The organism is Acidovorax sp. GW821-FHT10E04 (assembly GCF_059415185.1).
Genome location: NZ_JBWKMT010000010.1, coordinates 124,174 through 147,360, shown reverse-complemented (window position 1 = coordinate 147,360; position 23,187 = coordinate 124,174). Strand labels below are relative to the sequence as shown.

General features: G+C 66.1%; 19 protein-coding genes. 12 read left to right on the top strand and 7 right to left on the bottom strand.

Features of this window, described 5'->3' with window-relative positions:
• The first annotated feature begins 593 nt into the window (after window positions 1-593).
• The 11 genes from AC07OC_RS25525 (at window position 594) to AC07OC_RS25475 (ending at window position 12,693) form a co-directional block, all read left to right on the top strand.
• The gene (locus AC07OC_RS25525) at window positions 594-1,343 is read left to right on the top strand and encodes a TetR/AcrR family transcriptional regulator (RefSeq protein WP_218340492.1); all 750 of its coding nucleotides are present in this window, start codon (window positions 594-596) and stop codon (window positions 1,341-1,343) included.
• 30 nt (window positions 1,344-1,373) lie between these two features.
• Window positions 1,374-2,315, top strand: coding sequence for an SDR family oxidoreductase (locus tag AC07OC_RS25520; RefSeq protein ID WP_494602539.1), 942 nt, complete (start codon window positions 1,374-1,376; stop codon window positions 2,313-2,315).
• A complete protein-coding gene (locus tag AC07OC_RS25515) occupies window positions 2,312-3,925 on the top strand; it encodes an acyl-CoA carboxylase subunit beta (protein WP_492805616.1) in 1,614 nt (537 codons plus the stop codon). The genes AC07OC_RS25520 and AC07OC_RS25515 overlap by 4 nt, the downstream gene beginning before the upstream one ends.
• A 29-nt stretch (window positions 3,926-3,954) precedes the next feature.
• Window positions 3,955-5,085, top strand: coding sequence for a DNA alkylation repair protein (locus AC07OC_RS25510; RefSeq protein ID WP_218340489.1), 1,131 nt, complete (start codon window positions 3,955-3,957; stop codon window positions 5,083-5,085).
• 38 nt (window positions 5,086-5,123) lie between these two features.
• Window positions 5,124-6,302 (top strand): acyl-CoA dehydrogenase family protein, encoded by a 1,179-nt coding sequence (locus tag AC07OC_RS25505; RefSeq protein ID WP_494602537.1) that lies wholly within the window; start codon window positions 5,124-5,126, stop codon window positions 6,300-6,302.
• Between the two features lies 1 nt (window position 6,303).
• Window positions 6,304-7,113: an enoyl-CoA hydratase/isomerase family protein gene (locus AC07OC_RS25500; protein WP_494602535.1), complete on the top strand. Its 810-nt coding sequence runs from the start codon at window positions 6,304-6,306 to the stop codon at window positions 7,111-7,113.
• Entirely contained in the window at window positions 7,110-9,134 is a 2,025-nt protein-coding gene (locus AC07OC_RS25495) for an acetyl/propionyl/methylcrotonyl-CoA carboxylase subunit alpha (RefSeq protein ID WP_494602533.1), read from the top strand. Before AC07OC_RS25500 ends, AC07OC_RS25495 begins: the two co-directional genes overlap by 4 nt.
• On the top strand, window positions 9,131-10,303 hold the full coding sequence (locus tag AC07OC_RS25490; RefSeq protein ID WP_494602531.1) for an acyl-CoA dehydrogenase family protein: 1,173 nt from the start codon (window positions 9,131-9,133) through the stop codon (window positions 10,301-10,303). The genes AC07OC_RS25495 and AC07OC_RS25490 overlap by 4 nt, the downstream gene beginning before the upstream one ends.
• 18 nt (window positions 10,304-10,321) lie before the next feature.
• On the top strand, window positions 10,322-11,227 hold the full coding sequence (locus AC07OC_RS25485) for a beta-keto acid cleavage family enzyme (protein WP_494602530.1): 906 nt from the start codon (window positions 10,322-10,324) through the stop codon (window positions 11,225-11,227).
• A gap of 81 nt (window positions 11,228-11,308) precedes the next feature.
• Complete coding sequence (locus tag AC07OC_RS25480; RefSeq protein ID WP_494602528.1) at window positions 11,309-11,947, top strand: hypothetical protein; 639 nt, start codon at window positions 11,309-11,311, stop codon at window positions 11,945-11,947.
• A complete protein-coding gene (locus tag AC07OC_RS25475) occupies window positions 11,947-12,693 on the top strand; it encodes a hypothetical protein (RefSeq protein ID WP_494602526.1) in 747 nt (248 codons plus the stop codon). The genes AC07OC_RS25480 and AC07OC_RS25475 overlap by 1 nt, the downstream gene beginning before the upstream one ends.
• Before the next feature lie 105 nt (window positions 12,694-12,798).
• Here AC07OC_RS25475 and AC07OC_RS25470 read toward each other — a convergent pair whose 3' ends face one another.
• Both AC07OC_RS25470 and AC07OC_RS25465 read right to left on the bottom strand, forming a co-directional pair.
• Complete coding sequence (locus AC07OC_RS25470) at window positions 12,799-14,976, bottom strand: 3-hydroxyacyl-CoA dehydrogenase NAD-binding domain-containing protein (protein WP_494602524.1); 2,178 nt, start codon at window positions 14,974-14,976, stop codon at window positions 12,799-12,801.
• A gap of 183 nt (window positions 14,977-15,159) precedes the next feature.
• A complete protein-coding gene (locus AC07OC_RS25465) occupies window positions 15,160-16,365 on the bottom strand; it encodes an acetyl-CoA C-acetyltransferase (protein ID WP_492805602.1) in 1,206 nt (401 codons plus the stop codon).
• A 219-nt stretch (window positions 16,366-16,584) separates the two neighbouring features.
• Here AC07OC_RS25465 and AC07OC_RS25460 point away from each other — a divergent pair, with 219 nt between their 5' ends.
• Window positions 16,585-16,854, top strand: coding sequence for a hypothetical protein (locus tag AC07OC_RS25460; RefSeq protein ID WP_492260935.1), 270 nt, complete (start codon window positions 16,585-16,587; stop codon window positions 16,852-16,854).
• Between the two features lie 48 nt (window positions 16,855-16,902).
• Here AC07OC_RS25460 and AC07OC_RS25455 read toward each other — a convergent pair whose 3' ends face one another.
• From AC07OC_RS25455 to AC07OC_RS25435, 5 genes are all read right to left on the bottom strand, one after another.
• The gene (locus AC07OC_RS25455) at window positions 16,903-18,066 is read right to left on the bottom strand and encodes an acyl-CoA dehydrogenase family protein (RefSeq protein ID WP_494602522.1); all 1,164 of its coding nucleotides are present in this window, start codon (window positions 18,064-18,066) and stop codon (window positions 16,903-16,905) included.
• A gap of 127 nt (window positions 18,067-18,193) precedes the next feature.
• On the bottom strand, window positions 18,194-19,360 hold the full coding sequence (locus AC07OC_RS25450; RefSeq protein ID WP_218340479.1) for an ABC transporter substrate-binding protein: 1,167 nt from the start codon (window positions 19,358-19,360) through the stop codon (window positions 18,194-18,196).
• Window positions 19,361-19,456: 96 nt separating this feature from the next.
• On the bottom strand, window positions 19,457-21,313 hold the full coding sequence (locus tag AC07OC_RS25445) for an AMP-dependent synthetase/ligase (protein ID WP_218340478.1): 1,857 nt from the start codon (window positions 21,311-21,313) through the stop codon (window positions 19,457-19,459).
• A 7-nt stretch (window positions 21,314-21,320) separates the two neighbouring features.
• On the bottom strand, window positions 21,321-22,139 hold the full coding sequence (locus AC07OC_RS25440; protein ID WP_494602520.1) for an ABC transporter ATP-binding protein: 819 nt from the start codon (window positions 22,137-22,139) through the stop codon (window positions 21,321-21,323).
• Between the two features lie 61 nt (window positions 22,140-22,200).
• Window positions 22,201-23,040: an ABC transporter ATP-binding protein gene (locus AC07OC_RS25435; RefSeq protein ID WP_369641393.1), complete on the bottom strand. Its 840-nt coding sequence runs from the start codon at window positions 23,038-23,040 to the stop codon at window positions 22,201-22,203.
• Window positions 23,041-23,187: the final 147 nt, after the last annotated feature.

Genomic DNA, 23,187 nt, shown 5'->3' with positions numbered 1-23,187 from the left:
CAGAGCACGAGGCATGGGCGCTGCGACGCCCATGCTCACCCCGCAACCGCCCCGCCGCAGGCGCAGCCAGCAGGGGGGTGGACCGCCAAATATCCAGACAGCCGAATAGCCACACGGGCCTTTGCTTCGCTCGGCCCCATCTCGCGGGCGCAAGCGCCACGCGCCACGCGCCACGCGCTGCGCAGGCTGGGCCGAGCGCAGCGACGGCCCGAATGGATGTCCGCCTGCGGGTTCCCTTCTGGATGCGCCTTGGGCGCGCAGCGAGTTCTGCGGTGCACCCCGTGACCGAGCACCCCAGGTTGCCCCGTAGCGCAGCGAAGGGGGCGCAGACGGCAGGGTCGCCTTCTCCTTGGTGACTTTCTCTTGGCGACCCAAGAGAAAGTTACTGCGCCGCCGGGCGCACACCCCGGCCTCCGCCCTTCGTTCAGGCACGCTGCACACTATAAAAACAATAGCTTCTAGCGCTTGATGGATAAGCGCTAAAGGCAAAAAAACACCCAAAATCCCGCCAGGCAAAACAACCCGCAATCGCAGCACCTATTTTTACCAAGCAATTGCTTGCTAAAAATAAACAGTTTTGCTATCGTGCCTGCATGGACTCACCCGTGCCGCGCACCCGCGCCATCACCCCCCTGCAAAAGAAAACCCCGGCCCGCCCCCGTGGCAAGGCCGCAGCGTCCCTCGTCGCCAACCCCATCCCCACAGAAACCACGGCAGCCGAAGACCCCCCACGCCGCCCCCGCGGCCGCCCGCGCAAGACCGCCGAAGAACTCGACGACGGCAACCGCCGCCGCAAGCTCATGGACGGCGCCGCCAAACTGTTCCGCACGCAGGGCTTCGCGGCCACCAGCACGCGCGATATTGCCGCCGCCGCAGGCATGCACAGCGGCTCGCCCTTCTACCACTTCGAAAGCAAAAGCGCGCTGCTTTACGCCGTGATGAGCGAGGGCATGACCATGGCCACGCAGAGCCAGCAGCAGGCGCTGGAGGCCTTGCCTGCTGGCGCAGCGCCACGCGCGCAGCTGCGCACGCTGATCCGCCACCACTTCGAGATCCTGCTCGGCCCGCGCAGCAGCTTCATCCCGGTGATGCTCTACGAATGGCGCTCGCTCACGCCCGCGCAGCGCAAGGGCATTGCGCGCATCAAGGACAGCTACGAGGCCGCGTGGATGCCCGCGCTCGATGCCCTCGCGCAGCAGGGCGCCCTGCAGGCAAATCCTGGCGTGGCGCGGCTGTTCATCTTTGGCGCGCTCAACTGGGCCGTGCAGTGGTTCTCGCCCAAGAAGGGCAAGTCGCTCGATGCGCTGACCGACGAGGCACTGGCCCTTTTCATCCGCGCATAAACAAAAAAATACAAAAAAGGCTGGACCACCATGGCCCCGACGGCTCCGAATGTTTATCAGTCTGTGTTTGCCCCGGGCCTGTTCGCCGGCCAGGTGGTCGTCGTGACGGGCGGCGGCTCGGGCATCGGCCGCTGCACAGCGCACGAGCTGGCGCACCTGGGCGCGCGGGTGGTGCTGGTGGGCCGCAAGCCAGAGAAGCTGCAGGCCGTAGCCGATGAGATCGCCGCGGATGGCGGCGCAGCGTCCTGGCACGCGTGCGACATCCGCTCCGAAGACGCGGTGGTAGTGCTGGTGCAGCAGGTGCTGGCCGCGCACGGGCGCGTCGATGGACTGGTGAACAACGCGGGCGGGCAGTTCATGTCGCCGCTCGAATCCATCAGCGCCAAGGGCTGGGAGGCGGTGCTGCACACCAACCTCACCGGCGGTTTCCTGGTGGCGCGCGAGTGCTACCGGCAGTGGATGGCGCCCAACGGCGGCTCCATCGTCAACATCGTGGCCGACATGTGGGGCTCCATGCCGGGCATGGGGCACAGCGGCGCGGCGCGCGCGGGCATGGTCAGCTTCACCGAAACCGCCGCGCTCGAATGGGCCTGCAGCGGCGTGCGCGTGAATGCCGTCGCGCCGGGCTACATCGCATCGAGCGGCATGGACAACTACCCGCCCGCCGCCGCGCACACGCTGCGCGCCATGCCGCAGACCGTGCCGCTGGGCCGCTTCGGCAACGAGGCCGAGGTGTCGGCGGCCATCGTCTTCCTGCTCAGCCCGGCCGCCAGCTTCATCAGCGGCAGCACGCTGCGTGTGGACGGCGCACGGCCGCAGGTGCGCCTGGGCTGGCCGCTGCGCGTGCCCGATGCCGCCACGCAGCAGCGCGCCGCCGTGAAGCCCTACGGGGGCTTTCACCGCGCACAGGTGCCGCGCGTGTTTGCAGCGTCTGCCGAGCAGGCTTCCAGTGCGTCCAAGGACTCTGAATGACCACCGCCTTTGCTTCGCGCTTTCACTCCGGCGCACCCGATGCGCAACAGCGCCGCGCTGCCCTGGCCGCGCGCCTCGATGCCCTGCGCGCATTGGAAGAACGTGCCGCCGCCGCCTCGGCCCGGTCGCAGCCCCAGTTCGACAAACGCGGCCAGCTGCTGCCGCGCCAGCGCGTGGCGCTGCTGCTGGATGCGGGCGCGCCCTGGCTGCCGCTGTGCACCCTGGCGGGCTACCTGCAGGATGTGAAGGACCCGGCAAAGTCCGTGCCCGGCGGCGGGATGATCGCCGGCATCGGGTTGGTCAGCGGCGTGCGCTGCATGGTGGTGGCCAGCGACTCCGGCATCGAGGCGGGGGCCATCCAGCCCATGGGCCTGGAAAAGATCCTGCGCGTGCAGGAGATCGCGCTGCGCGAGCGCCTGCCCTTCGTGCACCTGGTCGAGAGTGCGGGCGCCAACCTCATGCGCTACCGGGTCGAAGGCTTCGTGCACGGCGGCACATTGTTCCGCAACCTCGCGCGGCTGTCGGCGGCGGGCATTCCGGTGATCACGGTGCAGCACGGCTCGGGCACGGCGGGCGGGGCCTACATGCCGGGGCTGTCGGACGTGGTCATCATGGTGCAGGGCCGCTCGCGCGCCTTCCTGGCCGGGCCGCCGCTGCTCATGGCTGCGACGGGCGAGATCGCGACGGAAGAAGAACTGGGTGGCGCCGAGATGCACACCGCCGTCTCGGGCCTGGGCGAATACCTGGCGCTGGACGACCGCGAGGCCATCGGCATGGCGCGCGACGTGATCGCGCAGACCGGCTGGGCCGCGCTGCCGCGCGCCGCAGCACCTGCGCCCACACTGCCGGCCGACGACCTACTGGCGCTGATGCCCGCCGACCTGCGCCAGCCCGTGGACATGCGCGAGGTGATCGCGCGGCTGGTGGATGGGTCCGAGCTGCTCGAGTTCAAGGCGCGCTACGGCATGGCCACCCTGTGCGCCCAGGGCCGCATTGGCGGCCACGCGGTGGGCTTCATCAGCAACAACGGCCCCATCGACGTGGCGGGCGCGAACAAGGCCACGCACTTCATCCAGTGGATGTGCCAGCTGGGCCACCCCATCATCTACCTGCAGAACACTACCGGCTACATGGTGGGCAAGGACAGCGAGCAGGGCGGCATGATCAAGCACGGCAGCAAGATGATCCAGGCCGTGACCAACGCCACCGTGCCGCAGATCACCATCCAGTGCGGCGCCAGCTTTGGCGCGGGCAACTACGGCATGTGCGGGCGGGGCTATGCGCCGCGCTTCCTGTTCAGCTGGCCGGGGGCCAAGACAGCGGTCATGGGCGGCGAGCAGGCTGCGCGCACCATGCAGATCGTGACCGAGGCGGCGCTCGCGCGCAAAGGCATCACGCCCGACCCCGCCGAATCGCAGGCCCAGTTCGACAAGATCGTCGCCATGTTCGAGGCCCAGGCCGATGCGTTCTACACCAGTGGCCTGTTGCTGGACGACGGCGTGATCGACCCGCGCGACACGCGCGCCGTGTTGGCGTTTTGCCTGGACACCTGCGCCGAGGCACAGGCCCGCACGCTGCGGCCCCTGAGCTTTGGCGTGGCGCGGATGTAAGAGCCACGCCAAAGCACGCAATCACCCCGATGGCCGAGCCTCTCAAATACCTGCTGAACGACACCGTGCCGCCGCGCATTGCCGCGATGGTGCAGCGCGCGTGGCGCAAGTTCGACACCACCGCGTTTCTGCAGCAAGTAGAGCCCGGCTATGAATCGCTGGAGCTGATGGCACGCGGCCAGCGCATCGCGCAGTCCCTGCAGGCGCACCTGCCGCAAGACGTGCCACGCGCGCTGGGTGTGCTGGTCGATTCGATGGACCCCCCCATGGGCCTGGATGCGGCCGGTGAGCCCGACGCGGGTGACCGGCCCTACAGCGCCTTCCTGTACTTGCCGCACAGCATCTACATCGGCACACACGGCCTGCCGCATTTCGAGGCGGCCATGGCCGCGCAGCACGCGCTCACCCAGCGCTTTACCGCCGAGTTCTGCATCCGCCCCTACCTGCTGCACTACCAGGGCGCTACGCTCGCACGGCTGCGGGACTGGGCGCAGGACGGCAATGCCCACCTGCGCCGCCTGGTCAGCGAAGGCATGCGGCCCCGCCTGCCCTGGGCACCGCGCCTGCCCGCATTCCAGGCCAACCCGCAACTGGCCCTGCCGTTGCTCGATGCGCTCAAGGACGACCCATCGTCTTACGTGCGTCGCTCCGTGGCCAACCACCTGGGCGACATCGCCAAGGACCACCCCGACCTGGCCGTGGGCACCGCCCGCACCTGGCTGCAGGGCGCATCCGCCCCGCGTGAAGCCCTGGTGCGCCACGGCCTGCGTTTTCTCATCAAGCGTGGCGACGCTGGTGCGCTCGATGCCCTGGGCGTGGGGCATGCCGTGGCGCTGGACGTGCGGGCCGCGCGCGTGCTGCCTGCCAGCGCACGCATCGGAGACAAGGTGCGCATCGAGGCCGAGCTGCACAACCCCACGCCACGGCCCCAGCGCGTGCTGGCCGACCTGAAGGTGCACTACGTCAAGGCCCACGGCGGTGCCGCGCCCAAGGTGTTCAAGCTGCAAACGCTGGACATAGCGCCCGGCGCCACGGTGGCCGTGGGCAAGACGCTGTCGCTGCAGCAGATGACCACGCGCACCCACTACCCCGGCGCGCACCAGGTGGAACTGGTACTCAACGGGCGGCCGCAGCCGCTGGGGCAGTTCCAGTTGTCGTGATCGAGATCCACACAAACAAAACACCGGAGACAAACACCATGCAGTTCACGCACGAGCACCGCGAGATCCAGAAGACCCTCAAGCGCTTCATCGACGAAGAGATCAACCCCCACGTGGACGAGTGGGAGGCGGCCGAGATCTTCCCCGCGCACGAGGTCTTCAAGAAGATGGGCAACCTGGGCCTGCTGGGCCTGTGCAAGCCCGAGGAATACGGCGGGCAGGGCCTGGACTATTCATACAGCCTGGCCATGGCCGAGACGCTGGGCCACATCCATTGCGGCGGCGTGCCCATGGCCATTGGCGTGCAGACCGACATGTGCACGCCCGCGCTGGCGCGCTACGGCAGCGAAGAACTCAAGCGCAACTTTCTGGCCCCTGCGATTGCGGGCGACATGGTGGGCTGCATCGGCGTGAGCGAGCCTGCGGCGGGCAGCGATGTGTCGGGCATCAAGAGCGTGGCCCGCAAGGATGGTGATGACTACGTGATCACCGGCCAGAAGATGTGGATCACCAACAGCCTGCAGGCCGACTGGATGTGCATGCTGGTCAACACGGGCGAAGGCCCCGTGCACAAGAACAAGAGCCTGGTGATGGTGCCCCTGCGCGATGGCCCCGGCGGCAAGCTGACCCCGGGCGTCGAGGTGGCGCAGAAGATCCGCAAGATCGGCATGCACAGCAGCGACACCGGCCTGATCTACTTTGACGAGGTGCGTGTGCCGCAGCGCTATCGCATCGGTGCGGAGGGGCAGGGCTTCATCTACCAGATGCAGCAGTTCCAGGAGGAGCGCCTGTGGTGTGCCGCCAGCACGCTCGAATCGCTGAACCACTGCATCCAGTGGACCATCGACTATGCGCAGGAGCGCAAGCTCTTTGGCAGCACGCTGGCCGACCAGCAGTGGGTGCAGTTCAAGCTGGCCGAACTCAAGACCGAGGTCGAGGCCCTGCGCGCGCTCACCTACCGCGCGTGCGACCTGTATGTGAACGGGCAGGACGTGCTGGAGCTGGCCAGCATGGCCAAGCTCAAGGCCGGCCGCCTGAACCGCGAGGTGCCCGACACCTGCCTGCAGTTCTGGGGCGGCATGGGCTACACGCTGGAGAACAAGGTCTCGCGCATGTACCGCGACGGGCGGCTGGCGTCCATCGGCGGGGGGGCCGACGAGGTAATGCTCGGCATCCTGTCCAAGCTCATGGGCATCGCTAAGCGGCCCGTGCACTGACATGACTGATGCGCTGTTGATCGACCGCGCGCCGCTGGCCAGCGGCAGCGTGGAAACCTGGACGCTCAACGACCCGGCCAGCCGCAATGCGCTGTCAGAAGCCATGGTGGACGCCCTGCTGGCCGCGTGCGAGCGCGCTGCGACCGATGCCGACCTGCGTGGCGTGGTGCTGCGGGGTGCCGGTGGGCACTTCTGCGCGGGGGGCAGCCTGGGCGGTTTCGCCAAGACCATCGGCCAGCCCCTGGCTGCGGGCGAGGCTGACCCGCTGGTGCCGCTGAACCGCCGCTTTGGCGCGCTGCTGCTGGCCCTGTGTGCACTGCCGCAGTGGCTCATCGTGGCGGTTGAAGGTGCTGCGATGGGTGGTGGCTTTGGCCTGGTGTGCTGTGCCGACCATGTGCTGGCCCACACCAGCGCACAGTTCGCCACGCCCGAGGTCACGCTGGGAATCGTGCCTGCGCAGATCGCGCCCTTTGTGGTGCGGCGCCTTGGCCCTGCGGCTGCGCGGCGGTGTTTGCTGACGGGCGAGCGGTGGGATGCTGCTACCTCCCAGCGCTTGGGCTTGGTCGATGACGTGGTGGAGGGCGATATGGAGGCCGCTGTGCAAGCAGCCATCGCGCGCCACGCCGCTGCGGCGCCGCAGGCTGTGGCGGCCACCAAACGTTTGTTATTGGCCCAACCCGAAACGCCGTTGCCTGCGCTGCTGGATGACGCGGCGATGGCCTTTGCGCAAGCGCTGCGTGGGCCCGAGGCGCCACAAGGGCTGGCGGCGTTTGCTGCGCGCAAGGCGCCTCCGTGGAGTGCGAACTCATGAAGAAAATCCTCATAGCCAATCGCGGCGAGATCGCCCGCCGCATCATCCACACCGCCCACCGCATGGGCATCGAAACGGTCGCGGTCTACTCCGACCCCGATGCCAACGCCCTGCAGGTGCGCGAAGCCACCCAGGCCGTGGCGTTGGGTGGTGCGGCCAGCGCCGACACCTACCTGCGCACCGACAAGCTGCTGGCCGCAGCGCGTGCCACCGGCGCTGATGCCGTGCACCCCGGCTATGGCTTCCTGAGCGAGAACGCTGACTTCGCCCAGGCCGTGGTGGATGCGGGCCTGACGTGGATCGGCCCGCCGCCCGACGCCATCCGCGCGCTGGGCAGCAAGGCCGAGGCGAAGGCATTGGCGGCCGCGCATGGCGTGCCTTGTCTGCCGGGCTATTCGGGCGACGATCAAAGTGACGAACGCTTTGCCGTCGAGGCCACAAGCATTGGCACGCCCCTCATGGTCAAGGCCGTGGCAGGCGGGGGAGGGCGGGGCATGCGCCTCGTAACCGACCTGGCGCAGTTACCTGCTGCCCTGGCCAGTGCACGGTCGGAGGCGCTGGCGGGTTTTGGCTGTGGCGACCTGCTGATCGAGCGCGCGCTGCTGCAGCCTCGCCATGTGGAGGTGCAGATCTTTGCCGACGCTCACGGCGGATGCATCCACCTGGGCGAGCGCGATTGCTCGGTGCAGCGCCGCCACCAGAAGATCATCGAAGAGTCCCCCAGCCCGGCCGTGGATGCCGCGCTGCGCGAGCGCATGGGCGCCTGCGCCGTGGCGCTGGCCCAGGCCGCTGGCTATGTGGGGGCGGGCACGGTGGAGTTTTTGCTGGATGGCAGTGGCTTGAGCGACGCCGGGCCGCCCCAAGTCGCGAAGACCCCCTCGGGGGGCAGCGAACCACGCGACGCGGGGAGCGTGGGGGCCAGTTTCTACTTGATGGAGATGAACACCCGCCTGCAGGTGGAGCACCCGGTGACCGAAGCGCTCACGGGGCTGGACCTGGTGGAATGGCAAATCCGCGTGGCGCGGGGCGAGCCGCTGCCGCTTACGCAAGATCAGGTGCATCTGCAAGGCCACGCCATCGAGGTGCGCCTGTGCGCCGAAGACGCGCACTTTCGCCCGCACACCGGCCGCGTGCTGCAGTTCAGTGCGCCACAAGCCACTGCGTTTGAACGGGCCGCGCCCGGCGCGCTGCGTTTTGACCATGCGCTGGAAGAGGGCGCCGAGGTCTCGCCCCACTACGACGCCATGCTGGGCAAGCTCATCGTGCATGCGCCGACGCGGGCCGAGGCCATCGACGCCCTCGTCCGTGCGCTGAACGGCACCCGCGTGCTTGGCCTGCCCACCAACCGCGCGTTTCTGGCGGCCTGCCTGCAGCACCCGGTGTTTGCCAGCGGGCAGGCGCTGGTGCCGTTCCTGGCAGAACATGCTGCTGGCTTGCAAGGATTGCTATTGAAAGAGGAGCTATCAGCGCTTGTCCCTCCTGCGCTGGAGGCCATTTTTGCTTCAAGACCCGCATCGAACCTGCCGTGCCCCATGGCGCGGCCCCTGCGCCTGCGCCACCAGGGCGAGGTGCACGCCGTCGCCGTGCGCGAGCTCGGCGGCGGGCGGCTGCAGGTAGAGCAGGCCGGGGCAGAGCCCACCACCATCACGCTGCAGTTGCCTCAGCGCGGTGTGCACTACGTCGCCGTGGAGCCGCTGCGCTGGCATTGGCAGATCGGCGGCGTGGACGGCTGGGTGGAAGACGCATCGTGGGAACCTGCCGCACGCTCGGGCGCCGCTGGTAGCGCCACCGAGCTGCGCGCGCCCTTCAACGGCAAGGTGGTCGCGCTGCCCGTGGCCGCAGGCCAGGCGCTGGCGGCGGGCGATACGGTGGTGGTCATCGAATCCATGAAGTTGGAGCACAGCCTGGCCAGCCCTGCAGCGGCCACCGTGGCCGAGCTATTGGTGGCCCCCGGCCAGCAGGTGTCGCCCGGCCAGATGCTGGCCCGCTTTGCACCCGCCACGCAAGGAGCGCCCGCATGACCGCCACATCCGATGCCGCCCCTGTGAGCGACGAAGACCGCACCGCCCTCACCGACACCGTTACCCGCTTTGCCCGTACCGAGATCGCCCCGCATGTGGACGCGTGGGATGCCGCAGGTGAATTCCCTCGCAGCCTGTACCGCCGCGCGGCCGACCTGGGCCTGCTGGGGCTGGGCTACCCCGAGCAGTACGGCGGCACGCCTGCCAGCTACGCCTTGCGCTTGCCGCTGTGGCGCGCGCTCAGTCGCCACGGTGCCAGCGGCGGTGTGCTGGCCAGCTTGCTCTCGCACAACATCGGCCTGCCGCCCGTGCTGGCGCATGGCAGCGAGGCTGTGCGTGCCGAGGTCATCCCGCCCGTGCTGGCCGGCGAGCAGATTGCTGCGTTGGCGATCACCGAGCCCGGTGGCGGGTCCGACGTGGCGCGGCTTTTGACCACCGCGCGGCGCGAGGGTGATGACTACGTCGTCAATGGCGAAAAGGTGTTCATCACCTCGGGCATGCGTGCGGACTGGATCACGGTGGCTGTGCGCACTGGCGACGCTGGCAGCAAGGGCAGTGGCGGCATCTCCATGCTGCTCATCCCCGGCCACAGCGCGGGCCTCTCGCGCACGCGCCTCGACAAGATGGGCTGGCTCTGCTCCGACACCGCCCACCTGCGCTTTGACAACGTGCGCGTGCCGGCCCGCTACCTGCTGGGCGAAGAGGGCGCGGGCTTTCGCATCATCATGGCCAACTTCAACGGTGAGCGTTTTGGCCTGGCTGCATCGGCCCTTGGCTTTGCCGAGGCCTGCTACGACGAAGCCCTGGCCTGGGCCCGCCAGCGCAAGACCTTTGGCGCCGCGCTGGTGGAGTACCAGGTCATCCGCCACAAGCTGGTGGACATGCAGATGCGCATCCAGTCCACCGCCGCGTGGTGCGAGTCCGTGGCCGCGCAGGCCGACGTGGGCCGCACCGGCCCCGAGTGGGTGGCGCAGGTGTGCCTGCTCAAGAACCACGCCACCCAAACCATGCAGTTCTGCGCCGACCAGGCCGTGCAGATCCTGGGCGGCATGGGCTTCATGCGTGGCACCGTCAGCGAGCGCATCTACCGCGAGGTCAAGGTCATGATGATCGGCGGCGGTGCGGAAGAAATCATGAAAGACCTGGCTGCACGCCAGCTCGGCATTTGAATGAAGGAGACAGGCCCCATGCACAGCACCGACCACGGCAGCAAAGCCATCATCACCTGCGCCATCACCGGCGTGCTGACGGACCCCGGCCAGCACCATGTGCCCGTCACGCCCGAGCAATTGGCGAAAGAAGCCCGCCGCGCCTACGACGCAGGCGCCGCCGTGGTTCACGTGCACTTTCGCAACCAGGAGCCCGGCAAAGGCCACCTGCCCAGCTGGGACCCGCAGGTGGCACGCGACTGCGTGCAAGCCATGCGCGAGGCCTGCCCGGGCTTGATCATCAACCAGACCACCGGCGTGGTCGGCCCCCATTACCAGGGCCCGCTCGACTGCTTGCGTGCCACCCGCCCCGAGATGGCGGCGTGCAACGCCGGCTCGCTCAACTACCTGAAGGTGCGCAGCAACGGCACCTGGGCCTGGCCGCCCATGCTGTTCGACAACCAGCCCGCCAAGGTCAAGGACTTCATCGACGTGATGCTGGAGACCGGCACGCTGCCCGAGTTCGAATGCTTTGACGTGGGCATCGTGCGCTGCGTGGAGATGTATGTGCAGACCGGTATGTACACGCAGGGCCTGCCTGAATACAACTTCGTGATGGGCGTTGAATCCGGCATGCCTGCGGACGCGGACCTGCTGCCCATCTTGCTCAAGCTGAAAATCAAGGACGCCCCCTGGCAAGCCACCGTCATCGGCCGCAGCGAGATCTGGCCCGTGCACCAGCGCGTGGCCGAGCTGGGCGGGCATTTGCGCAGTGGGCTGGAGGACACGTTCTATCTGCCGGATGGGAGCAAGGCGGAGTCGAACGGGCCGTTGATCGAGAAGCTGGCGGAATACGCGCGCAATGCGGGGCGGGAGGTGGCGTCGCCGCAGGAGGCGCGGGGGATGTTGGGGATCAAAGCTCGCGGGGAGCTGCGGCAGCTTTGAAAAAATCAGTGCTCATTAATTCTTGGACGCTGATGGTTTCGTGGATACCATTGGTGACGTTTGAAAAGGAGCGTAAGTTAGATGGTCACCAGAAAATCCTCACCTAGCGAACAATCTACTGTCGAAGTTCGCATTATCGATTTCAAGCTCACAGGCAGTGATGATGCATTGCGCGAGAGTCTGCAGACTATCTCGAATGCGTTCGGAGGACAAAATGTCCAAGTCAAAAGATCCTCCACCACGGCTCGCCCAACCCAAATTCAGGCATCTGGCGTAAATAGTGCAGGCGAGGCGGAACCGGACGAAGAACTGGATGCTGATGACGTTGTTCAGGACGTGCAGCCCCGGCCCGTGTCAAGCGGCCCTCGAAGAGTTGTGAAGCCGACGGTAGTGAAAGTTCTGGACGGCATCAACTTCACCGATACCCAACCTACGCTGAAAGATTTTTATGAGTCCAAAAATCCAACAAGCGAGTTATCGAAGTATTTGGTTGTCGCATATTGGTATAAGAATACTCGCGGAATACCAGACCTCACACCTGACCACTTCCACACCGCATTCCGAGCACTTAAGGTAGCAACGCCAAAAAATGCTCTGCAGCCGATTCGAGATTTGCGTAATGCACGAAATGGAAAGTTCACAGGGGGCGAAACCAAAGGTACCTGCACAATCCACCATATCGGCGAAACGGTCGTTGAAGAGATGGGCAAAGGCGGCTGATGACCATCGGAGAGTGGGTCAAGCAGATACCCACGTTTAAGTCGATGAACGTGGTCAACCAGATGATGGTCATTGGATATTACCTGCATTCGATCAAGAACCTTGAGCGGTTTAGCGTGGGGAATGTAACCCTCGCTTTTGATGAGTTGCACCTTCCTAGGCCCTCCAATCCGACTTCCCAACTAAAAAGCCTAGTCAAGGGTTCCAACAAGCGGATGCTGCACGATGCAAAGGGTTTTCGCTTAAGCAGCGTTGGGCGTGACCAAGTTGCAAAGATGCTGCCTGCAGAGACGGAGCCCAAGCAAATAGTTACGGAGCTAAAGAAGTTAGAGGCGCAGGTTTCTGACCCGCACCAGAAGACTTTCTTGGCTGAAACAATCTCTTGCTTTTCACACGGTGCATACCGTGCATCGATTGTGATGGCTTGGAATCTCGCTTATCACCATGCGTGTGCATACATAGCAGCCGGGCATTTGTCTGCTTTCAATGCGCAACTCGCGAAGGCATATCCGAAGAAAAAGCCTATTGGCAAGCATTCCGATTTTGAGGATTTGAAAGAGTCAGAGGTGATCGAGGTTGCCAAGGGTGCACAGGTGTTTAGTGTGTCCACTTCCAAGGTGCTGTCGGAAAAGCTCGGTAAGCGCAATAGCGCGGCGCACCCGTCAAGCGTGATTGTTATGCCTGTAACCGCGGACGAGGTCATATCTGACCTCGTTCAAAATATCCTACTGCGCCCCACGCTGTAGATGGCTTTAGAAAATAAGGCTAGATGATTGCGAGCGCCTATGCATCACTATTTGCGATCATTGAAGAAAATTCTCATAGTGAATCGATGGCCGGACGGATAGCTTTTATTGTTGGTAAGTTGGTTTGAATCCCTCAATCGCCTCCCGATTTTTTCCATCCAAGGAGAATCCCTCCCCATACTTCGCCATAAGTTCATCCGTGCGCTTCAGGAACGTCTCCACCCCAGTTCCATAGATGAACTGCATCGCCCCCCCCGTCCACGCCGGAAAACCGATCCCAAAGATCGACCCAATATTCGCGTCATGCACGCTGGTCAACACGCCCTCGGCCAGGCAGCGCGCGGTTTCGATGGCCTGGCGGTAGAGCAGGCGGTCCTGAATCTCCTGCACGCTCCATTCCACACCGGGCTTTTCGAACAGCGGTTTCAGCTCCGGCCACAGGTGCTTCCTGGCGCCTGCGGGGTAGTCGTAAAAACCACCGCCACCCGCGCGGCCAGGGCGCTTCAGTTCCTTGACCATGCGCTCCACCAGCAGCTCGCCGGGCGTGGCGGTGTAGGTCTTGCCTTCGGCCGCGTAGTCGGCACGCGTCTGGTCCAGCACGTGCACGCTCAGGGTCAGCGCGGTCTCGTCCAGCACGGCCAGCGGCCCCACGGGCAGGCCGGCCTGCAGGGCGGCGTTTTCAATCGCGGCGGCGGGGATGCCTTCGCCCAGCATGGCGGCGCCTTCCATCACGTAGGTGCCGAAGGTGCGGCTGGTGTAGAAGCCGCGCGCGTCGTTGACCACGATGGGCACCTTGCCCAGGGCCTGCACGTAGTCGAACGCGCGGGCCACGGTCTCGTCGTCCGTCTGTTTGCCGCGGATGATTTCCACCAGCTTCATCTTGTCCACGGGGCTGAAGAAGTGGATGCCGACAAATTTCTCGGGGTTACTGCTGGCCGTGGCCAGGCCGCTGATGGGCAGGGTGGAGGTATTGCTGGCAAAGAATCCGCCGGGTGCCAGCTGCGGCTCGGCCTCGCGCGTGACCCGGGCCTTGAGGTCGCGGCTTTCGAACACGGCTTCGATGATGAGGTCGCAACCCGCCAGGTCGGCCGCGCTGGCGGTGGGCGTGATGCGCGAGAGCAGCGCCTGCTGCGCCTCGGCCGTCATGCGGCCCTTGTCCACGCGGGCTTGTGCGAGCTTGGCGCTGTAGGCCTTGCCGGCCTCGGCCCTCTCTGCACTCACGTCCTTGAGCACGGTGGCAATGCCCCGGCTGGCCTGGGCCCAGGCGATGCCCGCGCCCATCATGCCGGCGCCCAGGATGCCGACCTTTTGTGGCTTGTAGCGTGGGGCCGAGCCCGGGCGCGACTTGCCGCTCTTGATCGCGTTCATGTCGAAGAAGAACGTGTTGATCATGTTGCGCGCCACGGGGCCGGTCATCAGGCGGGCGAGGTAGCGGCTTTCGATGCGCAGGGCGGTGTCGTAGTCCACCATGGCGCCTTCCACCATGGCGGCCAAGGCAGCCTCGGGCGCGGGGTAGCGGCCGCGTGTGGTCTTCTTGAGCATGGCGGGCGCGACGGTGAGGGCGCCTGCGATCTTGGGGTTGGCGGGCGTGCCGCCGGGCATTTTGTAGTTCTTGTCGTCCCACGGCTGCACGGCGTGCGGGTGGGTGGCAATGTGGGCCAGGGCGGCGGGCAGCAGCTGATCGCGGGTAGCCACCAGTTCATGTACCAGTTGCAGCTCCAGCGCCTCGGCGGGGTTGAAGAGCTTGCCCTCCAGGATGAAGGGCTGCGCGCCCATCAGGCCCAGCAGGCGCGTCATCTTGGTCACGCCGGTGGCGCCGGGCATGAGGCCCAGCGTGACCTCGGGCAGGCCGAACTGGATCTTGGGGTCGGCCACGGCGATGCGGTAGTGGGCGATCAGGGCCACCTCCCACCCGCCGCCCAGCGCGGCGCCGTTGAGGCAGGCCACCACCGGCAGCCCCAAGGTTTCGAGCGTGCGGAAGTGCTTCTTCATGCGCTCGATTTCGCCAAACGCGTTGGGCGCATCGGCGGGCGTCAGGCGCATGGTGGCCTTGAGGTCGGCACCCGCAAAGAAGCTGGTCTTGGCGGATGCCAGCACGATGCCCTTGAGCGCGGCGCCCAGGCGTTCGCGGTCGCCCAGCACCTGGGCCGTGACCTCGCCCAGCTCTTGCTGCCACTGGCGGCACATGGTGTTAACGGGGGAGTTGGTTTCGTCAAACGTGATGACGGCGACCTGGCCTTCGGTGTCCTGGGCGGGGATGAGTTCGTAGCGGATGGTTTGCATGCTGATGTCTCCGAATCGGTAATGCGCCATGGCGCAGCTATGGGGCGCGGCCTTGGATGAAGCGTGGCCGAGGCCAGCGGACGCCGTGGAACTGGCTTTCCCAGGCCAGTGGCGTCGTCCCCCTTCCCATCGCGCAGCGATGAGAGAAGGGGGAAGCGGCGCAGCTGCTCAGGGGGTTGTTCCTCATACGCGTTCAACGATGGTGGCAATGCCCATGCCTCCGCCCACGCACAGCGTGGCCAGGCCATAGCGCTGGCCCCGGCGGTGCAACTCGTCAATCAGGGTGCCGAGGATCATGGCGCCCGTGGCGCCCAGCGGGTGGCCCATGGCGATGGCGCCGCCGTTCACGTTGACCTTGTCGTGCGGCACGCCCAGCTCGCGCATGAAGCGCATGGGCACGGCGGCGAAGGCCTCGTTCACTTCGAACAGGTCGATCTGGTCGATGGTCATGCCCGCGCGGGCCAGCGCCTTCTTGGCGGCGGGCACGGGGCCGGTGAGCATGATGGTGGGGTCGGCGCCGCTGAGCGCCGTGGCCACGATGCGTGCGCGCGGCGTCAGGCCATGGGCCTTGGCGGCAGCCTCGTTGCCGATGAGCACGGCGGCGGCGCCATCCACGATGCCCGACGAGTTGCCCGCGTGGTGCACGTGGTGGATGCGCTCCACCTGCGGGTAGCGTTGCAGCGCCACGGCGTCAAAGCCCATGCCGCCCAGTTGCTCGAACGATGCCTTGAGCGCACCCAAGCCTTCGAGTGTCGTCTTGGGCTTGATGAATTCGTCTTCCGCCAGGATGGTCTGGCCGATGAAGTCGCGCACGGGCACGACCGAATTCTTGAAGTAGCCCGCTGCGCGCGCGGCGGTGGCGCGGCGCTGCGATTCGAGGGCGAAGGCATCCACGTCGGCGCGGGTGTAGCCATCCAGCGTGGCGATCAGGTCGGCGCCGATGCCCTGGGGCACGAACAGGGTTTCCGAATTGGTGGCGGGGTCTTGCGCCCAGGCGCCGCCGTCGGAGCCGATGGGCACGCGGCTCATGCTCTCCACGCCGCCCGCCACCACCAGGTCTTCCCAGCCGCTGCGCACCTTTTGCGCGGCCAGGTTCACCGCTTCGAGGCCCGATGCGCAGAAACGGTTGACCTGCACACCCGCGCATCGGAAGTCCCACCCGGCCTTGAGCGCGGCCACTTTGGGCAGCACCGAACCCTGCTCGCCCACGGGCGAGACGATGCCCATGACCACGTCGTCCACCGCGGCGGTGTCAAAGCGGTGGCGCGCCTGCAGCTCGATCAATAAGCCGGTGAGCAGGTCGATGGGCTTGACCTCGTGCAGGGTGCCGTCCTTCTTGCCCTTGCCGCGCGGGGTGCGCAGCGCATCGAATACATAGGCTTCGGTCATGAATGGTCTCCGGTGGTCTTTAAACTGGAAGCTCGCTGGGTGATCGGGCAGGCGCTTGGGAGGCGCGCCCCATGCGGGTCGGCAGCGAGCGGTGCCTCGGCGGCGCACACCACAACAGCGCGCTTTCTGACGCGCGTGCGGTGGTTTTTGCACTATCTTTCTGCGGTTGCTCTCTCATTTTTGGCTATGAAACGAAATACATCCTCTGCATTGCAGCGCATGGTCCGTGGCGCTGTGGAATACGACGACACGCGCGATGGGTTTGCGCTGGAACACCATGTGGTACTGGCCGCATCCAGCGCGCTGGCGGTGGCGGCCTTCATGGCACCCAGCCGCAGTTCGGCGGCGATTCGGGGCATCGGCGCGGGTTTGCTGCTGATGCGTGCCCTGAGCGGCAGCCAGGGTGTCCGCTCCTGGTTGAATGTCACCGACCGCCGCCCCGGCGCGCCGCTCAGCCCCGAGGAAGCCCGCGCCGCCTGGTACCTGTGACGGTGTTGGGCGCCCGTCGCGGCGCAGTCCGTGGCGCTGGTCATGGTGCTATTTGCCCAGGCCCATGGCGCGCGCAATCACCTCTTTCATGATCTCGTTCGTGCCGCCGTAGATGCGCTGTACGCGCGCATCCGCGTAGGCGCGGGTGATGGGGTATTCCCACATGTAGCCGTAGCCGCCGAAGAGCTGCACGCATTCGTCCATCACCTTGCACTGCAGGTCGGTGGTCCAGTACTTGGCCATGCTGGCGGTATCGGTGTCGAGCTGGCCCTCCACGATCAGCTCGCAGCACTTGTCCACGAACACGCGGGCCACCTGCACCTGGGTCTGCAGCTCGGCCAGGGTGTGGCGGGTGTTCTGGAAGGCGGCCACGCTCTGGCCGAAGACCTTGCGCTGCTTGACATAGTCCACCGTCCAGTCGATGGCGGCCTGCGCGGACGCCACGGCGGTGATGGCGATCTGCAGGCGCTCCCACGGCAGCTGCTCCATCAGGCAGATGAAGCCGCGCCCTTCCATGGCGGGGCCGCCCAGCAGGTTGGCGGCGGGCACCTTCACGTCGGTGAAGAACAGCTCGGAGGTGTCCTGCGCCTTCATGCCCATCTTCTTGAGGCGCTGGCCTTTTTCAAAACCGGGCATGCCGCGCTCCACCAGGAAGAGGCTGGTGCCCTTGGCCCCGGCCGCCGGGTCGGTCTTGGCGACCACGATCACCACATCGGCATGCCAGCCGTTGGTGATGAAGGTCTTGCTGCCGTTGAGCACGTAGTGCGATCCATCTGCGCTTTTCATGGCGGTGGTCTTGATGCCCTGCAGGTCGCTGCCCGCGGCGGGCTCGCTCATGGCGATGGCGCCTACCATGGCGCCGCTGGCCATCTGCGGCAGGTAGCGGCGCTTTTGCTCCTCGGTGCCGTAGTGCAGGATGTACGGCGCCACGATCTCGCTGTGCAGACCAAAGCCGATGCCCGTGGTGCCGGCGCGCGCCAGCTCTTCCATCTGCGCCACGGAGTAGAGCTTGTCGGCCCCGGCGCCGCCGTATTCCTCGGGCAGGCTCATGCACAGAAAGCCGTTGGCGCCCGCCTGGCTCCACACCTCGCGCGCCACGTAGCCCTGGTCTTCCCAGTCGGCGTGGTGGGGCGTTACCTCCTTGTCGATGAAGCGGCGAAAGCTGTCGGCAAAGGCCTGGTGGTCGGGCTGGAAGAGGGTGCGTTCGATCATGGCGGTGGATTCGGTCTATTTATGCAAAGTTACTGCTTGGTTAAATTCTGCCACCGACTGGGCCCGAGCGCATCCCCTGAAACACAAAAGCCGCCCGAAGGCGGCTTGGGAGCGGGTGGTCAGACCCTCATGGCTTGACGTAGTCGGACACCACCTTCCACTTGCCATCGGTGATCTGCGACAGGCGAGAAAGATCGCTGCCCAGGCGCTTTTGCGGGCCGTAGGTGGCCTCGGCGCTGCCGAACATGTCGGGCGGGATCACCATGGTGTCCATGGCCTTGATGAAGCTGTCGGTGGTAAGGCTGGTGCCCGCCTTCTGGGCTGCCTTGATGAAGGCATCCACCGCCCCGTAGCCGTAGACCGAGAACACCGTGGGGTCTTCGTTGAACTTGGTCTTGTACTTGTTGGCCCAGAAGCGGATGGGCTGGCTGGCCTCGTCCAGGTAGGGGTGCTGCACCGTCATGGTGGCGTACAGGCCGTCCATGGGCTTGCCGCCCAGCTTGTGGATGAGGTCGGTGTACGCGGCGCTGGAGCCCAGGAACGTGGGGTTGAAGCCCGTTTTGCGTGACTCGCCGATGGTGCCGATGGTCTCGCGGATGATGGTGCCCAGGATCACGAAGTCGCAGTCCGACGACTTCATCTTGGCGACCTGCGAAGAGAAGTCGGTGGCGCCGCGTTTGTACGACGTCTTCTCGGTGAATTCCATGCCCAGGGACTTGAGCGCCGCCTCGCCGCCACGCATCACCTCCAGGCCGAATTCATCGTCCTGGTAGATGGTGCAGACCTTCTTGGCGCCTTTTTCCTTGATGAGCTTGGGTGCGGCCAGGCGGATCTGGTCGTAGTAGGTGGCGGCGAACGAATACTTGAGCTTGTGGAAGGGCTCGTACATCTCGCGCGCGGCGGTGACCGGGAAGAAGTTGATCACGTTCTTGCTGAACTGCACGGGCATGGCGGCCAGGTTCTGTGCCGTGCCGATGTGCGCCACCATCATGAAGATCTTGTCCTGGTTCACGAGCTTCTGCGCGGCCAGCACGGCTTTCTTGGGGTCGTAGCCCGAGTCTTCCACCTTCAGGTCGAGCTTGCGGCCGTTGACGCCGCCTTGCTCGTTGGCCTCGTCCACGCGCAGCATCATGCCCAGCCGCACCTGCTTGCCAAAGCCCGCCAGTGGGCCGGACAGGTCCTGGATGGAGCCCAGGGTGATGGTGTCCTTGCTCACGCCCTGGCTGGGCTGCGCCTGCGCAGCACCTGCGGCCATGGCCACGATGGCCAGCGCGGCAATGTGATGAAGTTTCATGGCACGTCTCCTTGAATGGATCAGTCGTTATAGAACGATGCCCAGGGTGGGGCACCAGCACTTTCCCTATGCCGCGCGCCACCTGGCGCAGGCTGCCTAGCGGTACATGGCGTCAATCTGGGGCGCGTACTTCTGCTGCACCAGCTTGCGCTTGAGCTTCATGGTGGGCGTGAGCTCCTCGTCCTCGGCGGTGAGCTGCGTGTCGAGCAGGAAGAACTTCTTGATCTGCTCCACGCGTGCGAACCGGGTGTTCACGCGGTCGATCTCGGCCTGGATCAGGTCCTGCACCTCGCGGGCGCGGGTCAGGCTGGCGTAGTTGCTGAAGGGCACGTCGTTGTCCTGCGCATATTTCTCCACGTTCTCCTGGTCGATCATGATGATCACCGTGAGGTAGGGGAGCTTGTCGCCGATGACGACGGCGTCCGTCACGTAGGGGCTGAACTTGAGCTCGTTCTCCAGCTCGCTGGGCGTGATGTTCTTGCCCCCGGCCGTGATGATGATGTCCTTCATGCGGTCGGTGATGCGCAGGTAGCCGTCGGCGTCGATGGTGCCCACGTCGCCCGTGTGCAGCCAGCCGTCGGCGTCGATGGTCTCGGCCGTCTTTTCGGGCAGGTTGAGGTAGCCCTTGAACACATTGGGGCCGCGCACCAGGATCTCGCCCGTGGCGGGGTCGATGCGCACCTCGTTGTAGCTGGCCGCCGGGCCGATGGAGCCGGGCTTGATGCGGCTGGCGGGCACGCCGGTGGCGGCGCCGCAGGTCTCCGTCATGCCCCACACCTCCAGCATGGGCACGCCCAGGGCCAGGTACCACTTCACCAGTTCGGGCGAGATGGGCGCTGCGCCCGTGACGAGGAAGCGCGCGCGGTGGATGCCGATGAGCTTGCGCACGTTGTTCAGCGCCAGAAAGCGCGCCAGCATGAACTTCGCCTTCAGCAGTCCCCCTACCGGCTGGCCCGCCAGCACGCGGTCTGCAATGCGGGTGCCCACGCCAATCGACCAGGCATAGGCCGCCTGCTGCAGGCGCGTGGATTCCTTGAGCGCGATCATCACGCCCGAATAGAACTTCTCCCACACGCGCGGCACGGCGGTGAACACCGTGGGCGCGATCTCGCGCACGTTCTCGGGCACGGTGTCGGGGTTCTCGACGAAGTTCAGGCGCGAGCCGGTGTACAGCGAGAAGTACTCGCCGCCCATGCGCTCGGCGATGTGGCACAGCGGCAGGAAGCACATGGCCTCGTCGTCTTCGGTGCGCGATATCAGCGTGTTGTAGCCGCGCACCGTGTAGGTGAGCGCGGCGTGCGTGTGCATCGCGCCCTTGGGCTTGCCGGTGGTGCCCGAGGTGTAGACGAGGATGGCCACGTCCTCGGGCTGGCAGGCCTGTACCCGGCGCATGAGCGCGTCGGGGTTCTGCTGGTTCCAGGCGCGGCCCATGTCGCGCAGCGCATCCAGGCTGATGACGCCCGGGTCCTGAAGGCCCCGCAGGCCCTCCATGTCGAACACGACGATCTTGCGCAGCAGCGGCAGGTTGGCGCGCACCTCCAGTGCCTTGTCGAGCTGCTCATCGTCTTCGACGAACAGCACGCTGGTGCTGGAGTCTTCGCTCAGGTAGTGCACCTGGGCGGCCGCGTCGGTGGGGTAGATGCCGTTGGACACGCCGCCGCAGCTGAGCACGGCCAGGTCGGCCAGCACCCATTCGATGTTGGTGCTCGACAGGATGGAGGCGCAGTCGCCGCGCGCAAACCCCAGCGACATGAGTCCGCCCGCGATCTCGCGCACGGCCTCGGCGGTCTGGTCCCAGGTCCAGCTCTTCCAGATCCCCATTTCCTTCTGGCGCATCCACACGCGCGGGCCGCGCTCGGCCACGGCGTTCCAGAACATGGCCGAGATGGTGCTGCCGGCCAGCACGTCGGTGCCGGCGGGCTGGATGTGATCGAGGTCCCAGAGATTGCTCATGTAGTCCTCACCGCCAAGTCTTTTTCTTCTTCCACCGCCGCTCACCCCGCACGCCTTCATCCTTCATGCCCAGGTAGAACTCCTTGATGTCGTCCTTCTCGCGCAGGCGCTCGCAGCTGTCCTCCATCACGATGCGGCCGTTCTCCAGCACGTAGCCGTAGTCCGATGCGTTGAGCGCCATGTTGGCGTTCTGCTCGACCAGCAGGATGGTGGTGCCGCGCTCGCGGTTGATGCGCACCACGATCTCGAAGATCTCCTTGGTGAGCTTCGGGGACAGGCCCAGGCTGGGCTCGTCGAGCAGGATGAGTTCGGGGTTGGCCATGAGCGCGCGCGAGATGGCCAGCATCTGCTGCTGCCCGCCCGAGAGCAGGCCCGCGTCCTGCGCGGCGCGTTCCTTCAGGATGGGGAAGTAGCCGTACACGGTTTCGATGTCGCGCGCCACCGCGTCGGCGTCGCCGCGGGTGTAGGCGCCCATGAGCAGGTTGTCGCGCACCGACAGCAGCGCGAACACCTCGCGCCCCTCGGGCACATGCATGAGGCCCCGGCGCACGATGGCCGCCGGGTCGTTGGCGGTGATGTCGGCGCCCTGGAACTCGATGGAGCCCTTGCGCGGGTCGATGATGCCGCTGATGGTCTTCAGGATGGTGGTCTTGCCCGCGCCGTTGCTGCCCAGCACGGCCGCGATCTCGCCGCGCCGCACCTGCAGGCTCACGCCCCGGATGGCCTTGATGGGGCCGTAGGCGCTTTCCACATTCTGCAGGCGCAGCAGAGGCTGGTCGGCCGCCGCGGCGACTGGTGTGTTGACGGCGGCAAGTACGGCGCTCATTCGGAAACCTCCGTGCTGCGCACTGCGGTGCGAGCTTGCTGGGGGCGGCCCGGCGCGGAGCTCATGCCCGAACCCCCAGGTGGGAACCCGCCGGGCGGCGCAGGTTGCTCACGTCGTCGATGGTGCCCAGGTAGGCCTCGATCACGCCGGGGTGCGACTGCACCTCGCGCGGCGTGCCCATGGCCACGACCTCGCCCTGGTTCATCGCCAGCACGCGGTCGGACACCTTGGAGACCAGCGACATGTCGTGCTCCACCATCAGCACGGTGATGCCCAGCTCGTGCTGGATGTCCTGGATCCAGAAGGCCATGTCGTCGGTCTCCTCCACGTTCAGGCCCGACGAGGGTTCGTCGAGCAGCAGCAGCTGCGGCTCGGTGCACAGCGCGCGGGCCAGCTCCACCACCTTGCGAACGCCGTAGGGCAGGCCGGCCACCAGCGTGTCGCGGTAGTGCTGCAGGTCGAGAAAGTCGATGACCTGCTCGGCCTTTTCGCGGGCTCGCACCTCGGCGTTGCGCACCTTGCGGGTGAACAGCATGTCGGCCCACAGGCCGGTCTCGCGCCGCGTGTGGCGGCCGATCAGCAGGTTGTGCAGCACGCTCGCGTGCTCGAAGAGCTCGATGTTCTGGAAGGTGCGCGCTATCCCCAGGCCCGCCACCTTGTGCGGCGGCTGGTCGGTGAGCGGCAGCATCGCGCCGCCCGGGCCCGCGTAGGCGATGGTGCCGGTGGTGGGCGTGTAGATGCGGCTGATGAGGTTGAACACCGTGGTCTTGCCCGCGCCGTTCGGGCCGATGAGGGTGAACACCTCGCCCCGGCGCACGTCGAAGCTCACGTTGTTGACCGCCAGCACACCGCCAAAGCGCACGCTGAGGTTCTGGGCGCTGAGCAAGATGTCGTCAGTCATGGGTACAGCAATTGGGGTCATTTCACTGGTCCATTGCGCTGAATGCCGCTCGCTGCCTTTGCGACTGGCGTGACCGAGGCCAGTGCCCCCGCGCAAGGGCCGCCCCACCGCGCTGGGGGCGTTCCCCTCCCGAATCGCACAGCGGGT